Here is a 17,199-nt window from a genome sequence, read left to right on the forward strand (position 1 = left end):
CGCCAGATCACGCAAGGCCTCTGCGCCTCCCCGTGCGACGGGATGGGCAAGAGTATGGGGCGGGGCCTTGGTCAGGACGCTTCGTAACGCTACTTTTTTGAGAAGGTGAGGGATTTCAGCGGGTTGGGGCGCGGGGGATGGCTGACAATCGGAAAATAGTCAGCGGTGTTCGGACCCCTCCGTCCCTGCGCGCGAGCGCGCCGGGCCACCTCCCCACCCTCGGTGGGGAGGTGAGAGCATCGATGCTCACCTCTCCAGCGAAGCTGGGGAGGGGGACCATGCGGAGCATGGTGGAGGGGTATGCGCGGCGGAGACGATCAGTTGGTGATCATGGCCGTCAGGTAATCCCGATTGAGCTTGCCAGGGGCCTCGAGAGTCAGGGCTTCCAGCGCGCCTTGGGAGTTCACATACCGGGTCAGGTAGGATTTCAGCATGTCATCGAAGATGCGTTGAATTTCCTGCTGAAACTCCTTCGACTTGTCCAACCAGATCAACCGCACCTCTTCAGGCAGGCTGTCGAATTGGCTTGAGGGGTCTGTTGTGGAAACCAACTGCCGGAATTCCTCGGGCAACTGGGCCAGCTGCTTCGCGGAATCCTTGATGCTGATGCGATAGAGGGTGTCGAACAGGTATTTATCGAACAGGGCCTTGTCGGTCAGGGCCTCGATCGTGAGGCCGCTCTTCTCGGCTTCGAACACACCCTTGAACCGGCTCATGAAGTCGCTCTCGACATTGACGCAGTAGCCGTAGAAGTCGTTGACGAATTTCATCAGCCGGTTGGCAAGGGCTTGGGCGTCCACCCCGGAACCGACACTGAAGCCATTGTGGCTGAGGAAGGTCGTGCGTTGCGCGAGGGTCGCCTCCGCCGAGCTTTTCGCAGCCGTGATCCGCGGCAGGTTCTGCTCCGCGCGATATTTCTGCACGAGCTGGCGGTTGGTGTTGAACATGCCGATGACGAAGCCCGTACTGTTCATCAGGCTGCGGTATTTCTCGATCCCTTCGAGAAAGTTTTTCGCGTTTTCGGCCGCGCTCGCTGTCGCCTTGTCGAACAGGACCCCCAGCCCGGCGGCCGCAACGCCGACCGTAGCCTTGGCGGCGCCGCCGATGGTCTCCGCAGCGACTTCGGTGACGCGCCGCTTCCACTCGGACTTCTGGTCCTTGAGGATGATGTCGCCGACCTTGGTGGCGGCCTCTGCCTGCGCGGATTTCGACTTCGATTTGACGGTGATAATGACCTCGGAGGCCATCTTTCTGAACGAGCTGAGGTTATCGATCGACTGGTTGACCGACTTCGTCATGAGGTCGACCGCCTTCTTGCCGGGCTCGACAAGGCCGTCGCTGTCGGCCTGAAGCTGTTTCCATTTGTCGTCCATCTCGCCGATGAGTTTCGACATGTTGGTCTGGAAAGCCACGATCTGGATGAAGTGTCCTCTCCAGTCGGTCAGCAGGGCGGTCTTGAGGCATTCGTCCTCCTGCCATTGAACCTGCTTCCACCAGGTGTTCCAGGGCGGCGGAAGCGTCTGGGCCGTCGGTTCGGTATTGAAGACGTCCGCGAGCCGCTTTCGGGAAGCGTCGATGAAGGCGACCCATGTCGCGTCGAATCCGGCCTTGTCCGCCAGCCGGCTTCGGTCGGAGATGAGGTTGATGATCTGGACGAAGAGGTCGTCGTGGATCCGTTTGATCAGATCGACCTTGTCCTTGAGTTTGATCTTCGTCACGACGTCGAGCACGTTCGGAGCGTCGAGCGTCCCCTTGATTTCGACCAGTCGCGCTTCGAATACCGGCATGGTCAAATCCCCTGGAAGCTGATGACGCGCCATGGGCCGCCGCTGAGGCGCCCGAGGCGCCATTGGCGGTTCACTTCGGTCGAGTTGAAGCTGCGATACTCGCCGTCGAACTCGGCGGCGTGATCGATCTCGACCTGCACCCGTTCGATCTTGGGCATTCCGGGGAACTGGTGCGGGGTGATGTCGACCGGGTCATCGACCCACGCGACGCGCAGAGCCGCGACCTTGTCGAGCGCCAGGCGCCGCGACGCCACCCAATCCGGCTCACGCCGCATCTCCGGATAGGGATCGTACGGATTGTAGAAATGCCAACCGTCCTCGACGAGCACCTGCCAATCGGCGAACAGGGACAGCCAGGTCTTGTCGTCGCGGGCGTGCAGGGCGTCGAAGAGGGCTTCCATCACCTGTGCGGGCGTAGCGTCGTCAGCGACCGCCGGGATGGGCAGGGCGCGGATGTCGCTTTCGCCGGCGAAGCTGACCTCCGGATCGTCGCCGCCCAGCTCGGCGAACATGGCGATCTCGTCGTCGCCGAACATCGCCGCGATCGGCTCGACCTCGACAGAGATGACGGCGCCGGCATCGTCGTTGGGCCGGATCATGCGCATTTCGGGCAGGATGCGGCCGATGATGGAGACCGCGTCGTTCAGGCCGGGGGCGACGTTGTGGCGGTATCGCATCTGCGCGCGCCAGGCCCGGTCGAAATTGGGTGACTGCAGCGGGGTGACGACCCAGCCCTTGTTCAGGTTCCAGGCCACGAACGGCACGCCGACGTCGGTGATCCAGTTGTCGGGCGCGGACGGCGGCAGGAGCAGCAGCTTGCCGGCGAGGTGTTCGATGCCGCCGTTCACGATGGAGAGGGGGCCGGGCGGCTCGATGATGTCGGCCTTGTGCCGCTCGCAGAAGTCGGCCCAGGCGGCCTTGGCCGCGGCCGTGGCCTGTTCGACGATCTTGTCCTCTTCCTCGCGGAACCGCAGCTCCTCGGGATCGACCGTGTATGAGCGGCCGGCCAGCAGATCCCGGATCGCCTTCCAGTCCGAGGCGACGGCGCGGGAGAAGGGGCCGGGGTAGCGTTGCTCCAGGAATTTGACCCGCGCCTCGTCCGCCAGATGCTCCTTCAGGGCCATGCGGGTGTCGGCCGAGCCGCTCCAGATGCCGTCGTCGCCGACCTGACGCTCCCAGATGTACATCCGGCGCTCGATCCAGCTGGCCCAGCTGTCGGCGAAGTCGTCCTTCGCCAGTCGCTCGGGGCCGGCGTCGCCGATCAGGCGGCGGCCGTCGGGGCTGGTGTAGCTGCGCTCGGCGCGGGCCTTGCCGTCGATGTCGAGCTTTTCCCAGCCGACGCCGGGGATGCGACGGCGACGGATGGACAGCTTCACCGGCTGGCCGTCGGCGGCGCCCTTCGCCTGCCAGTCGGTCGCCTCCTGATCGCGTCCGACCTGGCGGTTGTGGGCGCCGTCCTCCGCGGTCTCGATAACTGCGACGCCGTCCACGGAGAGGATGTGGTCGCCGACCTTCAGGCCGGTATCGCGGAAGCCGCTGTCCCAGTCGATCCAGTCGACGTGGAGATAGATGACGCCGTCCATCGTCCTGATCGAGGTGCGTAGCCCGCAGCGGACAGGGCCGGCGTCGGTGGTCATCGCGGTTCGCCTTCGAGGGGAGGAAAAGCTGTGGCGTTCGCGTGTGAAGGTGTTTTCGGGTCCGGCCTCAAGTCAATGTTATTGTTGAGTAATGTTGCGGTGAAGCTCTCGAATGGCGCCGCTCGCCAATCGCCGTGCCGCGCCCTATCTTCCGTCCATGCGCCTTCGTGTCGTCGATCTTGAAACCACCGGCGGGGACCGGGCCTCGGAGATTATCGAGGTGGGGTTCGTGGATGTGGTCGAGGACGGGCAGGGCGGCTGGCGGGCGATGCCGCCGGTGTCGAAACTGTTTCGGCCGCGGGGCGAGATCTCGTTCCACGCCATGGCGGTGCATCACCTGACGCCCGCGCACTTCAGCCCGGACGACCCGCATTGCGACGAGTACGCTCTGCGCGAGATGTTCGCCGAGCGGGCGGATGTGATGGTGGCCCATGCGGCGCGGTTCGAGCGGTCGTTCATCGCGGATACGGCGGTGGGCGGGGTTCCGTGGATCTGCACCGTGCGCTCGGCCAAACAGGTCTGGCCGCAGGCGCCGGGGCATTCCAATCAGGTGCTGCGCTACTGGCGCGGGCTGGACCTCGATCCGGCGCTGGCCAATCCGGCGCACCGGGCGGGGCCGGACGCCTGGGTGACGGCCCATCTGCTGATGGATCTGCTGAAGGAGGCCACGGTCGAGCAGATGATCGGCTGGACCGCCGAGCCGCGGCGGATGGACAAGGTTCCGTTCGGCAAGCATCGCGGCCAGCCGTGGGCGTCGATCCCGGCCGATTACCTGCGATGGATGGCCGGACAGGGGGACATGGACGCCGATGTCGTGGCCGCCGCGCGACAGGAGATGGAGCGTCGCGCAGCGGCCTGAACGGTCGCACTGGCGAACCGCTGCGACGCGGGCTAAACCGGCTGAATGCCGCTAAAGCGATTTTCCGACATCAAGGGCCTGAACATCGCCGAGCGGTGGTTCGTCTGGGCCGGCGTGGCGCTGCTGGGCGGAATCACCGTCGCGGGCCTGGTCGTGACGATCTATGCGGCGTGGCTGTTCCACGACCTGCCGGACGCCTCGGAGCTGGCGGACTATCGCCCGGCGACGGCGACGCGGGTCTACGCCGGCGACGGCACCCTGATCGGGGAGTTCTCGGACGAGCGGCGGATCTATGTGCCCTACGACCAGATCCCGCTGCCGGTGATCCAGGCCTTCCTCGCCGCCGAGGACCGTAACTTCTTCGAGCACGGCGGCATCGACGTGTCGGGTCTCGGCCGGGCGATGTTCAAGAACGTCTTCAACGCAGTCTCTGGCCGGCGTCTGGAAGGCGGATCGACGATTACCCAGCAGGTGGCCAAGAACGTTCTGCTGACCAACGAATCCAGCCTGAACCGCAAGGTGAAGGAGGCGATCCTGGCCAACCGCCTGGAAGCCAGCCTGACCAAGCAGCAGATCCTCGAGCTGTATCTGAACGAGATATTCCTCGGCTATCGCTCGTATGGCGTGGCCGCGGCGGCCTACAACTATTTCGGCAAGTCGCTGGAGCAACTGACGCCGGCCGAGGCGGCCTTCCTGGCGGCCCTGCCGAAGGGGCCGAACAACTACCATCCGAAACGCCATCCGGCGGCGGCGCAGGGGCGTCGCGACTGGGTGCTGCGCGAGATGGAGGAGAACGGGTTCCTGACCGAGGCCCAGCTGCAGACCGCGCTGGCCACGCCGCTGGCGACGCAGGACGCGCCGCGCCGGGCGCAGTACGCCGACGCCGACTTCTTCGTCGAGGAGGCGCGCCGTCAGGCCATCGCCCGCTTCGACGCCGAGCGCGTGAACCGCGGCGGCTACTACATCCGCACCACGCTGGACCCGTCTCTGCAGTCGGCGGCGCGCGACGCCCTGATGCGCGGGCTCGAGAACTATGACCGCCGCCACGGCTGGCGCGGGCCCTGGGGCACGACCGACTTCGCCGACGGCTGGCAGGAGCGGGCTCTGGAAGAGACCCGCCCGCCGGAGCGCCGCAGCTGGGAAGCCGCGGCCGTCGAGAGCGTGTCCGGCAACACCGTCCGCGTCCGCTCCGCACGGGACGACCGCACCGAGACCCTGCTGACCGCCGACGCCGCATGGGCCAACGCCAACCGCCAGCTGCGCCGCGGGGACCTGATCTTCGTCGAGCCGCGCAACGGCCAGTATGCGCTGAAACAAGTGCCGCAGGTGAACGGCGCTCTGGTGGCGATCGAGCCGCAGTCGGGCCGGGTGCTGGCCATGGTCGGCGGCTATTCCTACGCCTTGTCCAGCTTCAACCGGGCCACCCAGGCGAACCGCCAGCCGGGTTCGGCCTTCAAGCCGTTCGTCTATGCGGCGGCGCTGGAGGGCGACTACACTCCGGCCTCGATCGTGCTGGACGCCCCGATCAGCTTCGCCGGTGGTCCGAACGGCACGCGCTGGAGCCCGGAGAACTACAGCCGGCAGTACTATGGGCCGCAGACCCTGCGTCGCGGTCTGGAGCTGTCGCGCAACGTCATGACCGTGCGTCTGGCGCAGGACATCGGCATGACCAATGTCGTGTCGCTGGCCGAGAAGATGGGCGTGGGCACGATGCAGCCCAACCTGTCGGTGTCGCTGGGCGCGGGCGAGACGACGCCCTATCGCCTGACCGCGGCCTATGCGGCCTTCATCAACGGCGGACGGCGGATCAATCCGTACCTGATCGAGATGGTGCAGGACCGCGACGGCGAAACCATCTTCCGCGCCGACGATCGCCGCTGCCGCGAGTGTGGCCGGCCGTTCAGCGGGCAGGAGTCGCCCCGGCTGGAAGCCCGCGGCGAGCAGGTGATCGACCCGATCACCGCCTATCAGGTCAGCTCCATGCTGGAAGGCGTGGTCCAGCGCGGCACCGCCGCCAGCGCCCGCGGCCTCGGCCGCTGGGTCGGCGGCAAGACCGGTACGACCAACGAGTACCGCTCGGCCTGGTTCGTGGGCTTCTCGTCCGACATCGTGGTGGGGGTCTTCATCGGCTTCGACGACAACCGCTCGCTGGGTTCCGGCGAGGCCGGCGCCTCGACCGCCGTGCCGGTGTTCACCGAGTTCATGCAGGTCGCCCTGCGAGAGCGTCCGGCTCGTCCGTTCGTGCGTCCGCGCAATGCCATCTACCGCACCGTGAACGGCATCGAGGAAGCCTTCCGCCCCGGCACCGAGCGTCGACGCGAGGAAGAGCAGGCTCCGGTGGCTCCGGTTCCGGAAGGTCCGCAGAACTACAACGACGTCATCCGCCGCGAACAGGAGGAGGCCGCCGGCCTGCCGCCGACCGCCGCGCCGCCGCCGGTCACGACGCCGCCTCCGCCCAAGAAGGAGCCGGCCGAGGACTTGAGCGGACTCTACTGACGCTCTAGGTAACCCCTTAACGCGGCGCGCCGACCCCGGCGCGCCGTTTCCTTTCATGTCGCAGGAGTTCGCGATGAGACCGGATGTCGAGGCCATGAAGGCCGACATCGAGCAGAGCATCGCTCTGCTCAGGAGGCGTCTTTGACTGGGATGTCGCTCTAAGAAAGCTCGATGAGCTGAACGCGCGGGTCGAGGACCCGACGCTGTGGGACAATCCCGACGAGGCCCAGGCCGTCAGCCGCGATCGCTCGCGGCTGGAAGCGCAGGTCAACACCGTCAAGGAGATGGAGCAGGGTCTCGAGGACGGGATCATGCTGGCCGAGATGGCGGACGAGGAAGGCGACGAGGAGGCTCTCGAGGGCGCTCGCGCGGACCTGAAGGCCATCAAGGACCGCGCCGCGCGCGCCGAGCTGGAAGCCCTGCTGTCCGGCGAGGCCGACGGCAACGACGCCTATCTGGAAGTGAACTCCGGAGCCGGCGGCACCGAGTCCAACGACTGGGCCGGCATGCTGCTGCGCATGTACAGCCGCTGGGCCAAGGCGCACGGCTATGAGGTCGAGATCGAGGCGGAAGAAGGCGGCGAACAGGCCGGCATCAAGTCCGCCACCATCCAGGTGAAGGGCCCCAATGCCTATGGCTGGCTGAAGTCCGAATCGGGCGTGCACCGTCTGGTCCGCATCAGCCCGTACGACGCGGCGGCCAAGCGGCACACCTCGTTCGCCTCGATCGGTGTCTCGCCGGTGGTGGACGACGCCATCGAGATCGACATCAACCCGTCGGATGTGCGCACCGACACCTACCGGGCCTCGGGCGCGGGCGGTCAGCACATCAACAAGACGGATTCGGCCGTGCGTCTGACCCACGTTCCGACCAACACCGTCGTGGCCTGTCAGGCCGGCCGGTCGCAGCACCAGAACCGCGAACAGGCGTGGAAGATGCTGCGGGCGCGCCTGTACGAACTTGAGCTGCAGAAGCGCGAGGCCGCCGCCCAGGCGCTGGCCGACGCCAAGACCGACATCGGCTGGGGTCACCAGATCCGCTCGTACGTGCTTCAGCCGTACCAGATGGTGAAGGATCTGCGGACCAACGTCGAAACCTCCGACACCCAAGGGGTCCTCGACGGCGATCTGGACGACTTCATGGGGGCCGCGCTGGCCGCCCGGGTCGGCGAAACGCGTGGGTCGACGGTCGAGTAAGAGAAAAGGCCCCGGATCGCTCCGGGGCCTTTTGCTTTTCAGCGCGTGCGTCGATCAAACGACCGGCGGCTTCATGTCGATGATGTGCGGCGCCGGTTCGGGCGCCGGAGCCGGCTGCGGCGCGGCCGGGCGCGGGGCCGGGGCCGGGGCGGTCGGGGCCGGAGCCTCGCGGCGACCCTGCAGGACGCGACCCTGGAAGTAGGCGCCGATGTCGATCGACAGCTGTTCGGCGGTGATGTCGCCGTCGACGTAGGCAGTGGCGATCAGCTTGACCTGTTTGCCCGAGACGCCGCCGACGACGCGGCCGCGGACCTCGATGTAGTCGGCCGAGACATCGCCTTCGACCGCGCCGGTCTCGCCGACGATCAGGCGACCAACGCGCACGTCGCCCTTGATGGCGCCGTCGATCTGCAGATCGCCCGAGCCGCCGATGTTGCCTTCGAACTGCAGGTCCGAGGAGAGGGTCGACAGGCCGCGCTGGGCTACGGCCGGGGCGGCCGGGCGCGGAGCCGCGGCGGCGGGCGCAGGCGCGCCGCCCGGAGCCGGAAGATCCGGCAGCGGCGGAATGGACGACCCACTGTCGGAACGCGGAGCGGGGGTCGGGGCGGGGGATTTAGTCTTGTTGAACAAGTTGGTCTCCGGCTCTCATAAAGCGGGCGGGGTTTTGCGGGCGGCCGTTCACCCACACCTCGTAGTGCAGATGAACGCCGGTGGAGCGTCCGGTGGTCCCCATGGCGCCGATGCGCTGGCCAAGCGCGATCCGCTGGCCGGCTTGCACCGCCATGGAGTTCAGATGGGCGAAACGGGTCTTGAAACCGCGGCCATGGTCTATCTCGACGACGTTTCCATACCCTGAACGAACGCCGACAAAAGAGACGACGCCCGGCGCAGTGGCGAGGATCGGGGTGTTCAGGGGCGCGGCGAAGTCCTGGCCCTGATGCAGGGCCGGGCGGCCGTTGAACGGATCGAACCGCACGCCATAGCCCGAAGTAGTGCGGGCGCTGGTCGGGCGACGGAAGGGCACGCCCTCGGCGGCGTCGGCCAGGGCGCGCATGTCGGTCAGGTTGTCGGCGGCGTTGCGGATGCGCAGGGCGAAGGCCTCGTCCACGTCCAGAACGGCGCCCAGGGCGCGCGGATCACGGGCCTCGACCAGCGGACCGCCGAGGCCGGCGTCGCTCGGCGAGTACGCGGCCGGGTTCAGGCCGGCGAGACGGAAGGCCAGGCGCAGGCGCTCGGCGCGGGTCTGGGCGACCTCTTCGGCGCGGGCGATCAACCGCTCCTGATCCATGCGGATGGCGACGATGCGCTGCACCGGGTTCGACGTGTCCGGGTTCAGCGCCGGGGCAGGGGCCAGCGCGGCCTGTGCGCCCTCGACGCCCTGGAACATGCCCATGACGCGGGTCAGGGCGGCGTGGCGACGCTCGACCATCTGCGCCATCTCGTCCAGCGAACCGGTGGTGGCCGACATGCGGACGACGGCGCTGTCCAGACGGGCCTGAAGGTCGGCATTCAGGCGCTGGGCCTCGGCGCGGGCGCGCACCACGTCGCTGTCGGCATTGTTCAGATGGATCAGATCGAGGGTCAGGGCGCCGGAGGAGGCGAGGATCCAGGCGCCGGCCACGAAGGCGCCAGTCACACCGAGGATCTGTTTGACCGGCGTCAGGGCCCAAGCGCGAACCTCGTCGCCGTCCCGCAGGTAGAGGTACCGGGTCGGGAACCAGCGGCCGATCAAGGTCGGTCGGGTCTCGTTTTCCTGGTCTGCCATACTCACGCGCCCCCACGTTCGGCAGGACATGAGCCACGCGCGGGCGCCGGCGGCAAGTCTCTTCACGCTTTGTTAACCACGCTTGCGCGGTTTCAGGCGAAGACGGCCGGTATTCGCGGGCTTATTTCGCCTGAGAGGCGTAACGCAACGATGACCTCACTTGAGCACAGCGCCGCTGTTCTCGAATGATCCGGCTTCAGAGCGACTGGACAGCTTCGAGCACTTCGGCGGCGTGTCTCTTTACCGCGACCTTGCGCCATGCGCGGCGAACCACGCCCTGTTCGTCGATCAGGAAGGTGGCGCGCTCGATGCCCATATACTCGCGGCCATAGAGCTTCTTCATCACCCAGACGCCCCAGCCTTCGGTGACGTCGCCCGGCTCGTCCGAGGCGAGGACGACCTTGAGGTCGTGCTTCGCCTGGAACTTCTGCAGCTTCCTTACCGGATCGCGCGAGACGCCGATGACCGTGGTGTTGGCCGCTTCGAATTGGTCGATAAGGGCCGAGAAGTCCTGGCTTTCGGTCGTGCAGCCGGGCGTGTCGGCCTTCGGATAGAAGAAGACCACGACCTTGCGGCCCTTGAGGCCGGCGAGGGTGACGCGCTCGCCGGCGGCGGTTTCCATGTCGAACGCGGGGGCTTTGGAGCCTTCGGTGATGTCGGTCATTCGCTGATCTCCGTCATCCTCGGGCTTGACCCGAGGATCGGCCGCTGGTCGGCCAGTGCGATAGGGATGAGGCACAGTCCGTTGAACGTCCGGCCCTCGGGTCAAGCCCGAGGGTGACGGCTACTGTTAGATGGGCCGAACAAGAACGATTTTCTTTTTGCCGAACTGGACCTTGAAGGTTCCGTCGGCGACAGCGCCATCTCTGGAGAATGTCATCCGGTCATCGGTGATCTTGACGCCATTGATCCGTATCCCTCCGCCGGCGATCTGACGCCTCGCATCGGAGAGAGAAGAAACAAGGCCGGACGCAAACACGATCGCTGCCGCGGTGCGCAAAGTATGGTTCTCGGAGCCAGCCCAGTCGAACTCTACCGTGGGTAGGTCCTCTGACAGTTCACCCTTCTCGAAGGCGCTCTCGGCCGCGGCGCGCGCGGTCGCGGCGGCTTCCGCCCCGTGCAGCATGGTGGTCGCTGCGTCGGCCAGCGCTTTCTTGGCGTCGTTGATCTGCGCGCCTTCCAGAGCCTCCAGCGCGGCGATCTCGGCCATCGAGAGGTCAGTGAACAGGCGCAGGAACTTGCCCACGTCCGCGTCGTCGGCGTTCCGCCAGAACTGCCAGTAGTCGTAGGGGCTCAGGGCGTCGGCGTTCAGCCAGATGGCGCCCTGGGCCGTCTTGCCCATCTTGCCGCCCGAGGCCGTGGTCAGCAGCGGCGTGGTCAGGCCGAAGGCGGCCTTCTGGTCCACGCGGCGCACCAGATCGACGCCCGAGGTGATGTTCCCCCACTGGTCCGAGCCGCCCATCTGCAGCGTCACGTTGCGGGCGCGGTTCAGCTCCAGGAAGTCCACCGACTGCATCAGCATGTAGTTGAACTCGAGGAAGGTCATCGGCTGCTCGCGCTCGAGGCGCAGCTTGACCGAGTCGAACGCCAGCATCCGGTTGACGGTGAAGTGGGTGCCGAAGTCGCGCAGGAACTGGATGTAGCCGAACGTCGACAGCCATTCGTCATTGTCGACCATCACGGCGTCGGTCGGGCCGTCTCCGAAGGTCAGGAATTTGGCGAAGACCTGTTTGATGCCGTCGATGTTGGCCTGAATGATCTCGTCGGTGAGCTGTGGGCGCGAGGCGTCCTTGCCCGTCGGGTCGCCGACGCGGGTCGTGCCGCCGCCCATCAGGACGACCGGCTTGTGGCCCGCCTGCTGGAGGCGGCGCAGCATCATGATCTGGATCAGGCTGCCGACGTGCAGCGATGGCGCGGTCGCGTCGAAGCCGATGTAGGCCGTCACCACGCCGCTCGACGCCGCCTCGTCCAGTTCCACCGGGTGGGTGATCTGGTGGATGTAGCCGCGCTCCTGAAGGGTGCGCAGGAAGTCGGACTTGAAGTTCTGATCGCTCATGGCGGGCTCCGTTAGCAGGGAAGCCGGCGGGCGTCTCGTGAGGATTGCGCGCCGGCAGATGCGGCGCAGGGGTTCGCGGGCCGCTCGTCAGTACGAGGGGCGGTAATACAGGCCGGTGGCGGTGGCGCGGGCGAACATGAGGCGCTGGGTAGCCGCAGCGGTTGACCGGCGTCAAGGGCGGGGTATCGGTGAGGGATGCTGGTCGCCCTGAAACCGCACCCGAAGACGCCCGGTCCCGACATCGAGATCGCGGTCGAGATCCTGCGGCCGAGGGCCGAGGGGATCGACCTTCGCTTTCTGGTCACAGGCGATGTCTCGCAGATCGTCGTGCCCGAGCGCGTTCGGCCTTCGCGTGCCGACGAGTTGTGGCGGAGCACATGCTTTGAGGCCTTCATCCGAAAGGATGGCGGCGGCTACTGCGAGCTGAACCAGTCGCCCGCAGGCTACTGGGCCGCCTACGAGTTCTCCGGCTATCGGGAAGGGATGTATGCCCATCCCGGCGTCGAGGTTCGTGACTTCCGCCGGAACGTGGAAGAGGGCGCGCTGACGATCGGCGCGACCTTCGATCTGGATCGGGTGATGAGCGGCCAGTCCGTGCCGTGGCGCATCGCCCTGTCCGCCGTCATCGAGACGAAGGTCGGAGACATCTCCTATTGGGCGCTGGCCCATCCTTCGGATAAGCCGGACTTCCATCATCCCGACTCCTTCGTTCTGGAGCTTCCATGAAGTTCGGTCTCGACCGCCTGCTGTCCGAACCCGCGCTGAGCGCGCCGCTGAAGGGCCGGCGAGTGGCGCTGCTGGCGCATCCGGCGTCGGTGACGGCGGAGCTGACCCATGCGGTGGACGCGCTGGCGGCGCACCCCGACATGACCCTGACCGCCGCCTTCGGCCCGCAGCACGGGATGAAGGGCGACCTGCAGGACAACATGATGGAGAGCCCGGACTACCGGGACCCGGTCCACGGCTTCCCCGTCTTCAGCCTGTATGGCGAGGTGCGGCGGCCCAAGGACGAGTGGATGGCGACGTTCGACGTCCTGCTGGTGGACCTGCAGGACCTCGGGTGCCGGATCTACACCTATGTGACGACCCTGCTGTACGTGCTGGAAGCGGCGGCGCAGCACGGCAAGACGGTCTGGGTGCTTGACCGGCCCAACCCGGCCGGGCGGCCGGTGGAGGGGACGCTCCTGCGCGCTGGCTGGGAGAGCTTCGTCGGGGCGGGGCCGATGCCGATGCGGCACGGGCTGACCATGGGCGAGCTGGGTCTGTGGTTCATCGATCACTTCAAGCTGGACGTCGACTATCGCGTCATCGAGATGCAAGGCTGGAAGCCCGAGGAGGCACCAGGCTACGGCTGGCCGCTGGGTCAGCGCAGCTGGGTCAATCCCAGCCCGAATGCGCCGAACCTGAGCATGGCGCGGGCCTATGCCGGCACGGTGATGCTGGAGGGCGCGACCCTGTCGGAGGGGCGGGGCACGACGCGGCCGCTGGAGCTGTTCGGTGCGCCGGACATCGACGCGAAGGCGGTGATCTCGGAGATGCAGAGCTTCGGGCCGGAGTGGCTGGGCGGCTGCGTGCTGCGCGACATGTGGTTCGAGCCGACCTTCCACAAACATGTCGGCAAGCTGTGTTCGGGCGTGCAGATCCACGTCGACGATCCGATGTACGACCATCACGCCTTCAGGCCGTGGCGCGTGCAGGCGCTGGGCTTCAAGGCGATCCGGCGGCTGTATCCGGACTACGACCTGTGGCGGGACTTCCCCTACGAATACGCCTTCGGGAAGCTGCCGATCGACGTTATCAACGGCGGGCCGGACCTGCGCGAGTGGGTCGATGACCCGAACGCGACCACAGCCGATCTGGACCGCATCGCCGAAGCGGACGAGCAGGCCTGGCTGACGACGCGCGAGCCGTTCCTGATCTACCGATGAGCCTCTCCACGAACCGACTGATCGGGGTCGGATGCGGGGTGGCGACCGGGGCTCTGTGGGGCATGGTCTTCCTCGCGCCGAAGTTCGCGCCGGACGCCTCGCCCATGCTGCTGAGCGCCGGGCGATATCTGGCCTATGGCGTGCTGGCGGCGGCCCTGCTGGCGCCGCGCTGGAACAAGGTCGCGCCGCTGCTGGATGCGAAGGCGTGGCGCGGTCTGGCGTGGCTGAGCCTGGCGGGGAACATCGTCTACTACCTGTTCCTGGTGGTCAGCGTGCATTTCGCCGGCGTGGCGGCCTCGGCGCTGATCGTGGGCATGGTGCCGGTCGCCGTGGCGGTGTGGGGGCTGAAGGACCCCGATGCGCCGCCGCTGCGCAAGGTGGGGCCGCCGATCCTGTTGGCAGCAGTAGCTGTGGTCCTGATCGGCTGGGAGAGCCTGTCGCGCGAGGCGCTGAACCGCGACGTCAGTCAGGTCCTGATCGGTCTGGCGTGCGGTCTGGCCGCGCTGCTGAGCTGGTCCGCCTATGCGATCGGCAACAGCCGCTGGATGGCGCGCCTGCCGCAGGTCAGCGCGCAGGACTGGTCCCTGCTGACCGGCGTGGTGACGGGCGGCTTCGCCCTGCTGCTGGCGATCCCGGCCGTGGTCGAGGCCAATGGGCAGACGACCGACCAGTGGGCCCGGCTGGCGGCGGCCAGTATGGGGGTCGCCATCTTCGCCTCCATTGTGGGCAACGCGTTCTGGAACCAGGCCAGCCGGCTGTTGCCGCTGTCGATGCTGGGCCAGATGATCGTGTTCGAGACCCTGTTCGCCTTCGCCTACGGCTATCTGTGGGAGAGCCGCTGGCCGACGGTGATCGAGATCGTGGCCATGGCGATGATGGTGGTCAGTGTCCTGTGGTGCGTGCGCGCGCACCGGCCCGCGGCTGTGGCGGCGGCCGAAGGGGACCACTGAAACAGAAAACGCCGCCGGGCGGACCCGACGGCGTTCGATCTTTCAGCAGAAAAGAACGGATCAGGCCGGCTTCTCTTCCAGACGCTTGTCGAGGTAGGCGCCGACGCGGCGTTCGACGGCGGGCATGTGGTCCTGCCAGAAGTGGCTCGCGCCTTCCTCCAGCTCGTAGTCGATGACGATGCCCTTCTGGGTGCGCAGCTTGTTGACGACGCGCTCGACCTCGATCGGCGGAACGATGCTGTCGGCCGTGCCGTGCAGGAACAGGCCCGAGGCCGGGCAGGGGGCCAGGAAGCTGAAGTCGTACATGTTCGACGGCGGCGAGACCGAGATGAAGCCGTCCGTCTCTGGGCGTCGCATCAGCAGCTGCATGCCGATGTAGGCGCCGAACTGATAGCCGGCGACCCAGGTCTGGGTGGCGGCCGGGTTGTTTGCCTGCAGCCAGTCCAGAGCCGTCGCGGCGTCTGCCAGCTCGCCGATGCCCGAGTCGAACTCGCCCTGCGACTTGCCCACGCCCCGGCTGTTGTAGCGCAGGGTCGCGAAGCCGCGCTTGACGAACAGCTGGTACAGGGTGACCGCCACCGGGTTGTTCATGTGCCCGCCCGCCTTGGGGTGCGGGTGCAGGATCAGGGCGATCGGAGCGTTCGGACGCTTGCCCGGCGAGTAGCGGCCCTCGATGCGACCGGATGCGCCAGGCAGGATGACTTCAGGCATGGGCGGAGCGAATTCCCGTGTTCAACTGTCGTTTCGCACCTGCGTAATACTTGACCACGGGGGTAGGACTTTCTAAGTCCGCCCTGCGTGCCGACGCCTTTGCGAAGGCGCGGGTTCTAGCACAGGACCCTCGAAAAGCGCGCGATTTTTGAGGTGTGCGATGCGTCTTTCGACCAAGGGACGATACGCCGTCATGGCGATGGCCGATCTGGCGAAGAACGGGCGCGGCCAGACGGGCGAGTCCCGGGCCGTCTCGCTGGCCGAAATCGCGGCGCGTCAGGAGATCTCGCTGAGCTATCTGGAGCAGCTGTTCGCGCGCCTGCGCAAGAGCGGGCTGGTCCAGAGCGTGCGCGGTCCCGGCGGCGGCTACCGTCTGGCCAAGGCGGCCCATGAGACGGTGGTGGCCGAGATCGTGCTGGCGGTGGACGAGCCGATCCGGGCGACGCGCTGCGTGGCCCACGGCACCCCGCGTGGCTGCATGATGGGCGGCGAGCGCTGCATCACCCACAATCTCTGGGAAGACCTCGGCGCCGAGATCCACGCCTATCTGTCGGGCGTGTCGCTGGAGGACGTGGTGTTGAACCGCACGGGCGCGCGGCGCCGCACGGCGGCAGCGTCCGGCATGGAGGCCGCGGCATGAGCATCTATCTGGACTACAACGCCTCGGGTCTGGTTCGTCCTGAAGTTCAGGAAGCCATGGCCAAGGCCTTGGCTGACAACGGCAATCCGTCAGCGGTACATGCGGCCGGCCGTAGGGCGCGGGCCCGTGTCGAGACCGCCCGGGCGCAGGTGGCCGAGCTGGTCGGCGCCGATCCGACGGCGGTCATCTTCTCGTCCGGCGGCACGGAATCCAACGCCCAGGCGATCCTCAGCGCCCTTGCGGCCGGCTGCGAGCGGCTGATCGTCTGCGCGACCGAACACCCCTGCGTGGCCGAGGCCGCGATCGCGTCCGGCAAGCCGGTGGCGATGCTGCCGGTCGACGAGCACGGCGTGGTGCGACTGGACACCCTGCGCGAACTGCTGGCCAAGCCCGGCAAGGCGGTGGTGGCGATCCATCATGCGAACAATGAAAGCGGCGCGATCCAGCCGATCGAGGAGGCCGCGCGGCTGACGCGCTCGGCCGGCGGCTGGCTGCACGTCGACGCCATACAGTCGGCGGGCAAGATCCCGGTCGATATCCGCATGCTGATGGCGGACAGCCTGACCCTGTCGGCGCACAAGCTGGGCGGACCGCAGGGGGTCGGCGCCCTGGTCATGGCCGAGGGTCGCGAAGCCGTTCGTATCGTCCACGGCGCGGGGCAGGAACGGGGCCTTCGCGCGGGCACCGAGAATGTCCCGGGCATCACCGGTTTCGGCGTGTCGGCCGAATGCGCCGCGCGCGATCTGAACGCGGCGACCGCCAGCGTCCACTGGCGCGACTCGCTGGTCGACAGCTTGCCGCACGCCGCCTGGCGCGATGTGGCGCAGGCGAAGGTGAAGGCGGCGGGCGCGACGATCATCGGCGAGGGCGCGCCGCGTCTGCCCAACACCCTGTTCATGGCGGTGCCGGACTGGGAGAGCCCGCAGCAGCTGATTGCGCTGGACCTGCTGGGCCTGATGGTCTCGGCCGGCAGCGCCTGTTCGTCGGGCAAGACCAAGCCGTCGCGCGCCATTCTGGCGACCGGTCGCGTGGCTCTGGCCACCGGCGGCATCCGCATTTCCGGCGGCTGGGGGACGGTCGAGAGCGACTGGATCCGGTTCGCAGACGCATGGGTGGGCGCCTATGCCAAGTATCGCGAGCGTCTTGCCGCTCGCGCGAAGGAAGTCGCGTAAGT

At 67.2% G+C, this 17,199-nt stretch carries 15 protein-coding genes; 8 read left to right on the forward strand and 7 right to left on the reverse strand.

Annotated elements, in window-relative coordinates:
- Positions 1 to 317: 317 nt before the first annotated feature.
- Positions 318 to 1,820, reverse strand: coding sequence for a hypothetical protein (locus ABDZ95_RS13535; protein WP_343794492.1), 1,503 nt, complete (start codon positions 1,818 to 1,820; stop codon positions 318 to 320).
- Positions 1,790 to 3,424, reverse strand: a complete 1,635-nt coding sequence (locus tag ABDZ95_RS13540) for a PDZ domain-containing protein (protein WP_343794493.1) — start codon at positions 3,422 to 3,424, stop codon at positions 1,790 to 1,792. Before ABDZ95_RS13540 ends, ABDZ95_RS13535 begins: the two co-directional genes overlap by 31 nt.
- A 112-nt stretch (positions 3,425 to 3,536) precedes the next feature.
- Here ABDZ95_RS13540 and ABDZ95_RS13545 point away from each other — a divergent pair, with 112 nt between their 5' ends.
- The 3 genes from ABDZ95_RS13545 to prfB all read left to right on the forward strand — a co-directional run bounded on the left by ABDZ95_RS13545 (position 3,537) and on the right by prfB (position 7,975).
- Positions 3,537 to 4,283 (forward strand): putative quorum-sensing-regulated virulence factor, encoded by a 747-nt coding sequence (locus ABDZ95_RS13545; RefSeq protein ID WP_343794495.1) that lies wholly within the window; start codon positions 3,537 to 3,539, stop codon positions 4,281 to 4,283.
- Between the two features lie 45 nt (positions 4,284 to 4,328).
- Complete coding sequence (locus ABDZ95_RS13550; RefSeq protein WP_343794496.1) at positions 4,329 to 6,779, forward strand: penicillin-binding protein 1A; 2,451 nt, start codon at positions 4,329 to 4,331, stop codon at positions 6,777 to 6,779.
- A gap of 73 nt (positions 6,780 to 6,852) precedes the next feature.
- A protein-coding gene (prfB, locus tag ABDZ95_RS13555; protein WP_343794497.1) for a peptide chain release factor 2 occupies positions 6,853 to 7,975 on the forward strand; the annotation gives its coding sequence in 2 pieces (ribosomal slippage) (positions 6,853 to 6,921 and positions 6,923 to 7,975; 1,122 coding nt in all).
- 54 nt (positions 7,976 to 8,029) lie between these two features.
- Here the strand turns inward: prfB and ABDZ95_RS13560 are convergent.
- The 4 genes from ABDZ95_RS13560 to tyrS all read right to left on the reverse strand — a co-directional run bounded on the left by ABDZ95_RS13560 (position 8,030) and on the right by tyrS (position 11,796).
- On the reverse strand, positions 8,030 to 8,605 hold the full coding sequence (locus ABDZ95_RS13560; RefSeq protein WP_343794498.1) for a bactofilin family protein: 576 nt from the start codon (positions 8,603 to 8,605) through the stop codon (positions 8,030 to 8,032).
- The gene (locus tag ABDZ95_RS13565; RefSeq protein ID WP_343794499.1) at positions 8,589 to 9,740 is read right to left on the reverse strand and encodes a M23 family metallopeptidase; all 1,152 of its coding nucleotides are present in this window, start codon (positions 9,738 to 9,740) and stop codon (positions 8,589 to 8,591) included. Before ABDZ95_RS13565 ends, ABDZ95_RS13560 begins: the two co-directional genes overlap by 17 nt.
- A gap of 196 nt (positions 9,741 to 9,936) precedes the next feature.
- Positions 9,937 to 10,404, reverse strand: coding sequence for a thioredoxin-dependent thiol peroxidase (gene bcp, locus ABDZ95_RS13570; protein ID WP_343794500.1), 468 nt, complete (start codon positions 10,402 to 10,404; stop codon positions 9,937 to 9,939).
- Positions 10,405 to 10,530: 126 nt separating this feature from the next.
- On the reverse strand, positions 10,531 to 11,796 hold the full coding sequence (gene tyrS / locus ABDZ95_RS13575; RefSeq protein WP_343794501.1) for a tyrosine--tRNA ligase: 1,266 nt from the start codon (positions 11,794 to 11,796) through the stop codon (positions 10,531 to 10,533).
- Between the two features lie 195 nt (positions 11,797 to 11,991).
- On the opposite strand from tyrS, the gene ABDZ95_RS13580 reads away from it, so the two are divergent.
- Genes ABDZ95_RS13580 through ABDZ95_RS13590 form a run of 3 tightly spaced genes read left to right on the forward strand, consistent with a single transcriptional unit; the run spans position 11,992 to position 14,674 of the window.
- The gene (locus tag ABDZ95_RS13580; protein ID WP_343794502.1) at positions 11,992 to 12,522 is read left to right on the forward strand and encodes a DOMON-like domain-containing protein; all 531 of its coding nucleotides are present in this window, start codon (positions 11,992 to 11,994) and stop codon (positions 12,520 to 12,522) included.
- Complete coding sequence (locus tag ABDZ95_RS13585; RefSeq protein ID WP_343794503.1) at positions 12,519 to 13,724, forward strand: exo-beta-N-acetylmuramidase NamZ family protein; 1,206 nt, start codon at positions 12,519 to 12,521, stop codon at positions 13,722 to 13,724. Before ABDZ95_RS13580 ends, ABDZ95_RS13585 begins: the two co-directional genes overlap by 4 nt.
- Positions 13,721 to 14,674: a DMT family transporter gene (locus ABDZ95_RS13590; RefSeq protein WP_343794504.1), complete on the forward strand. Its 954-nt coding sequence runs from the start codon at positions 13,721 to 13,723 to the stop codon at positions 14,672 to 14,674. Before ABDZ95_RS13585 ends, ABDZ95_RS13590 begins: the two co-directional genes overlap by 4 nt.
- 60 nt (positions 14,675 to 14,734) lie before the next feature.
- Here ABDZ95_RS13590 and ABDZ95_RS13595 read toward each other — a convergent pair whose 3' ends face one another.
- Positions 14,735 to 15,385: an alpha/beta hydrolase gene (locus tag ABDZ95_RS13595; RefSeq protein WP_343794505.1), complete on the reverse strand. Its 651-nt coding sequence runs from the start codon at positions 15,383 to 15,385 to the stop codon at positions 14,735 to 14,737.
- 160 nt (positions 15,386 to 15,545) lie between these two features.
- On the opposite strand from ABDZ95_RS13595, the gene ABDZ95_RS13600 reads away from it, so the two are divergent.
- Positions 15,546 to 16,025: an Rrf2 family transcriptional regulator gene (locus ABDZ95_RS13600; RefSeq protein WP_343794506.1), complete on the forward strand. Its 480-nt coding sequence runs from the start codon at positions 15,546 to 15,548 to the stop codon at positions 16,023 to 16,025.
- On the forward strand, positions 16,022 to 17,197 hold the full coding sequence (locus ABDZ95_RS13605) for a cysteine desulfurase family protein (RefSeq protein WP_343794507.1): 1,176 nt from the start codon (positions 16,022 to 16,024) through the stop codon (positions 17,195 to 17,197). Before ABDZ95_RS13600 ends, ABDZ95_RS13605 begins: the two co-directional genes overlap by 4 nt.
- The last annotated feature ends 2 nt before the right edge of the window (positions 17,198 to 17,199 follow it).

It is taken from the genome of Brevundimonas kwangchunensis (genome assembly GCF_039523815.1).
Lineage (GTDB): Bacteria > Pseudomonadota > Alphaproteobacteria > Caulobacterales > Caulobacteraceae > Brevundimonas > Brevundimonas kwangchunensis.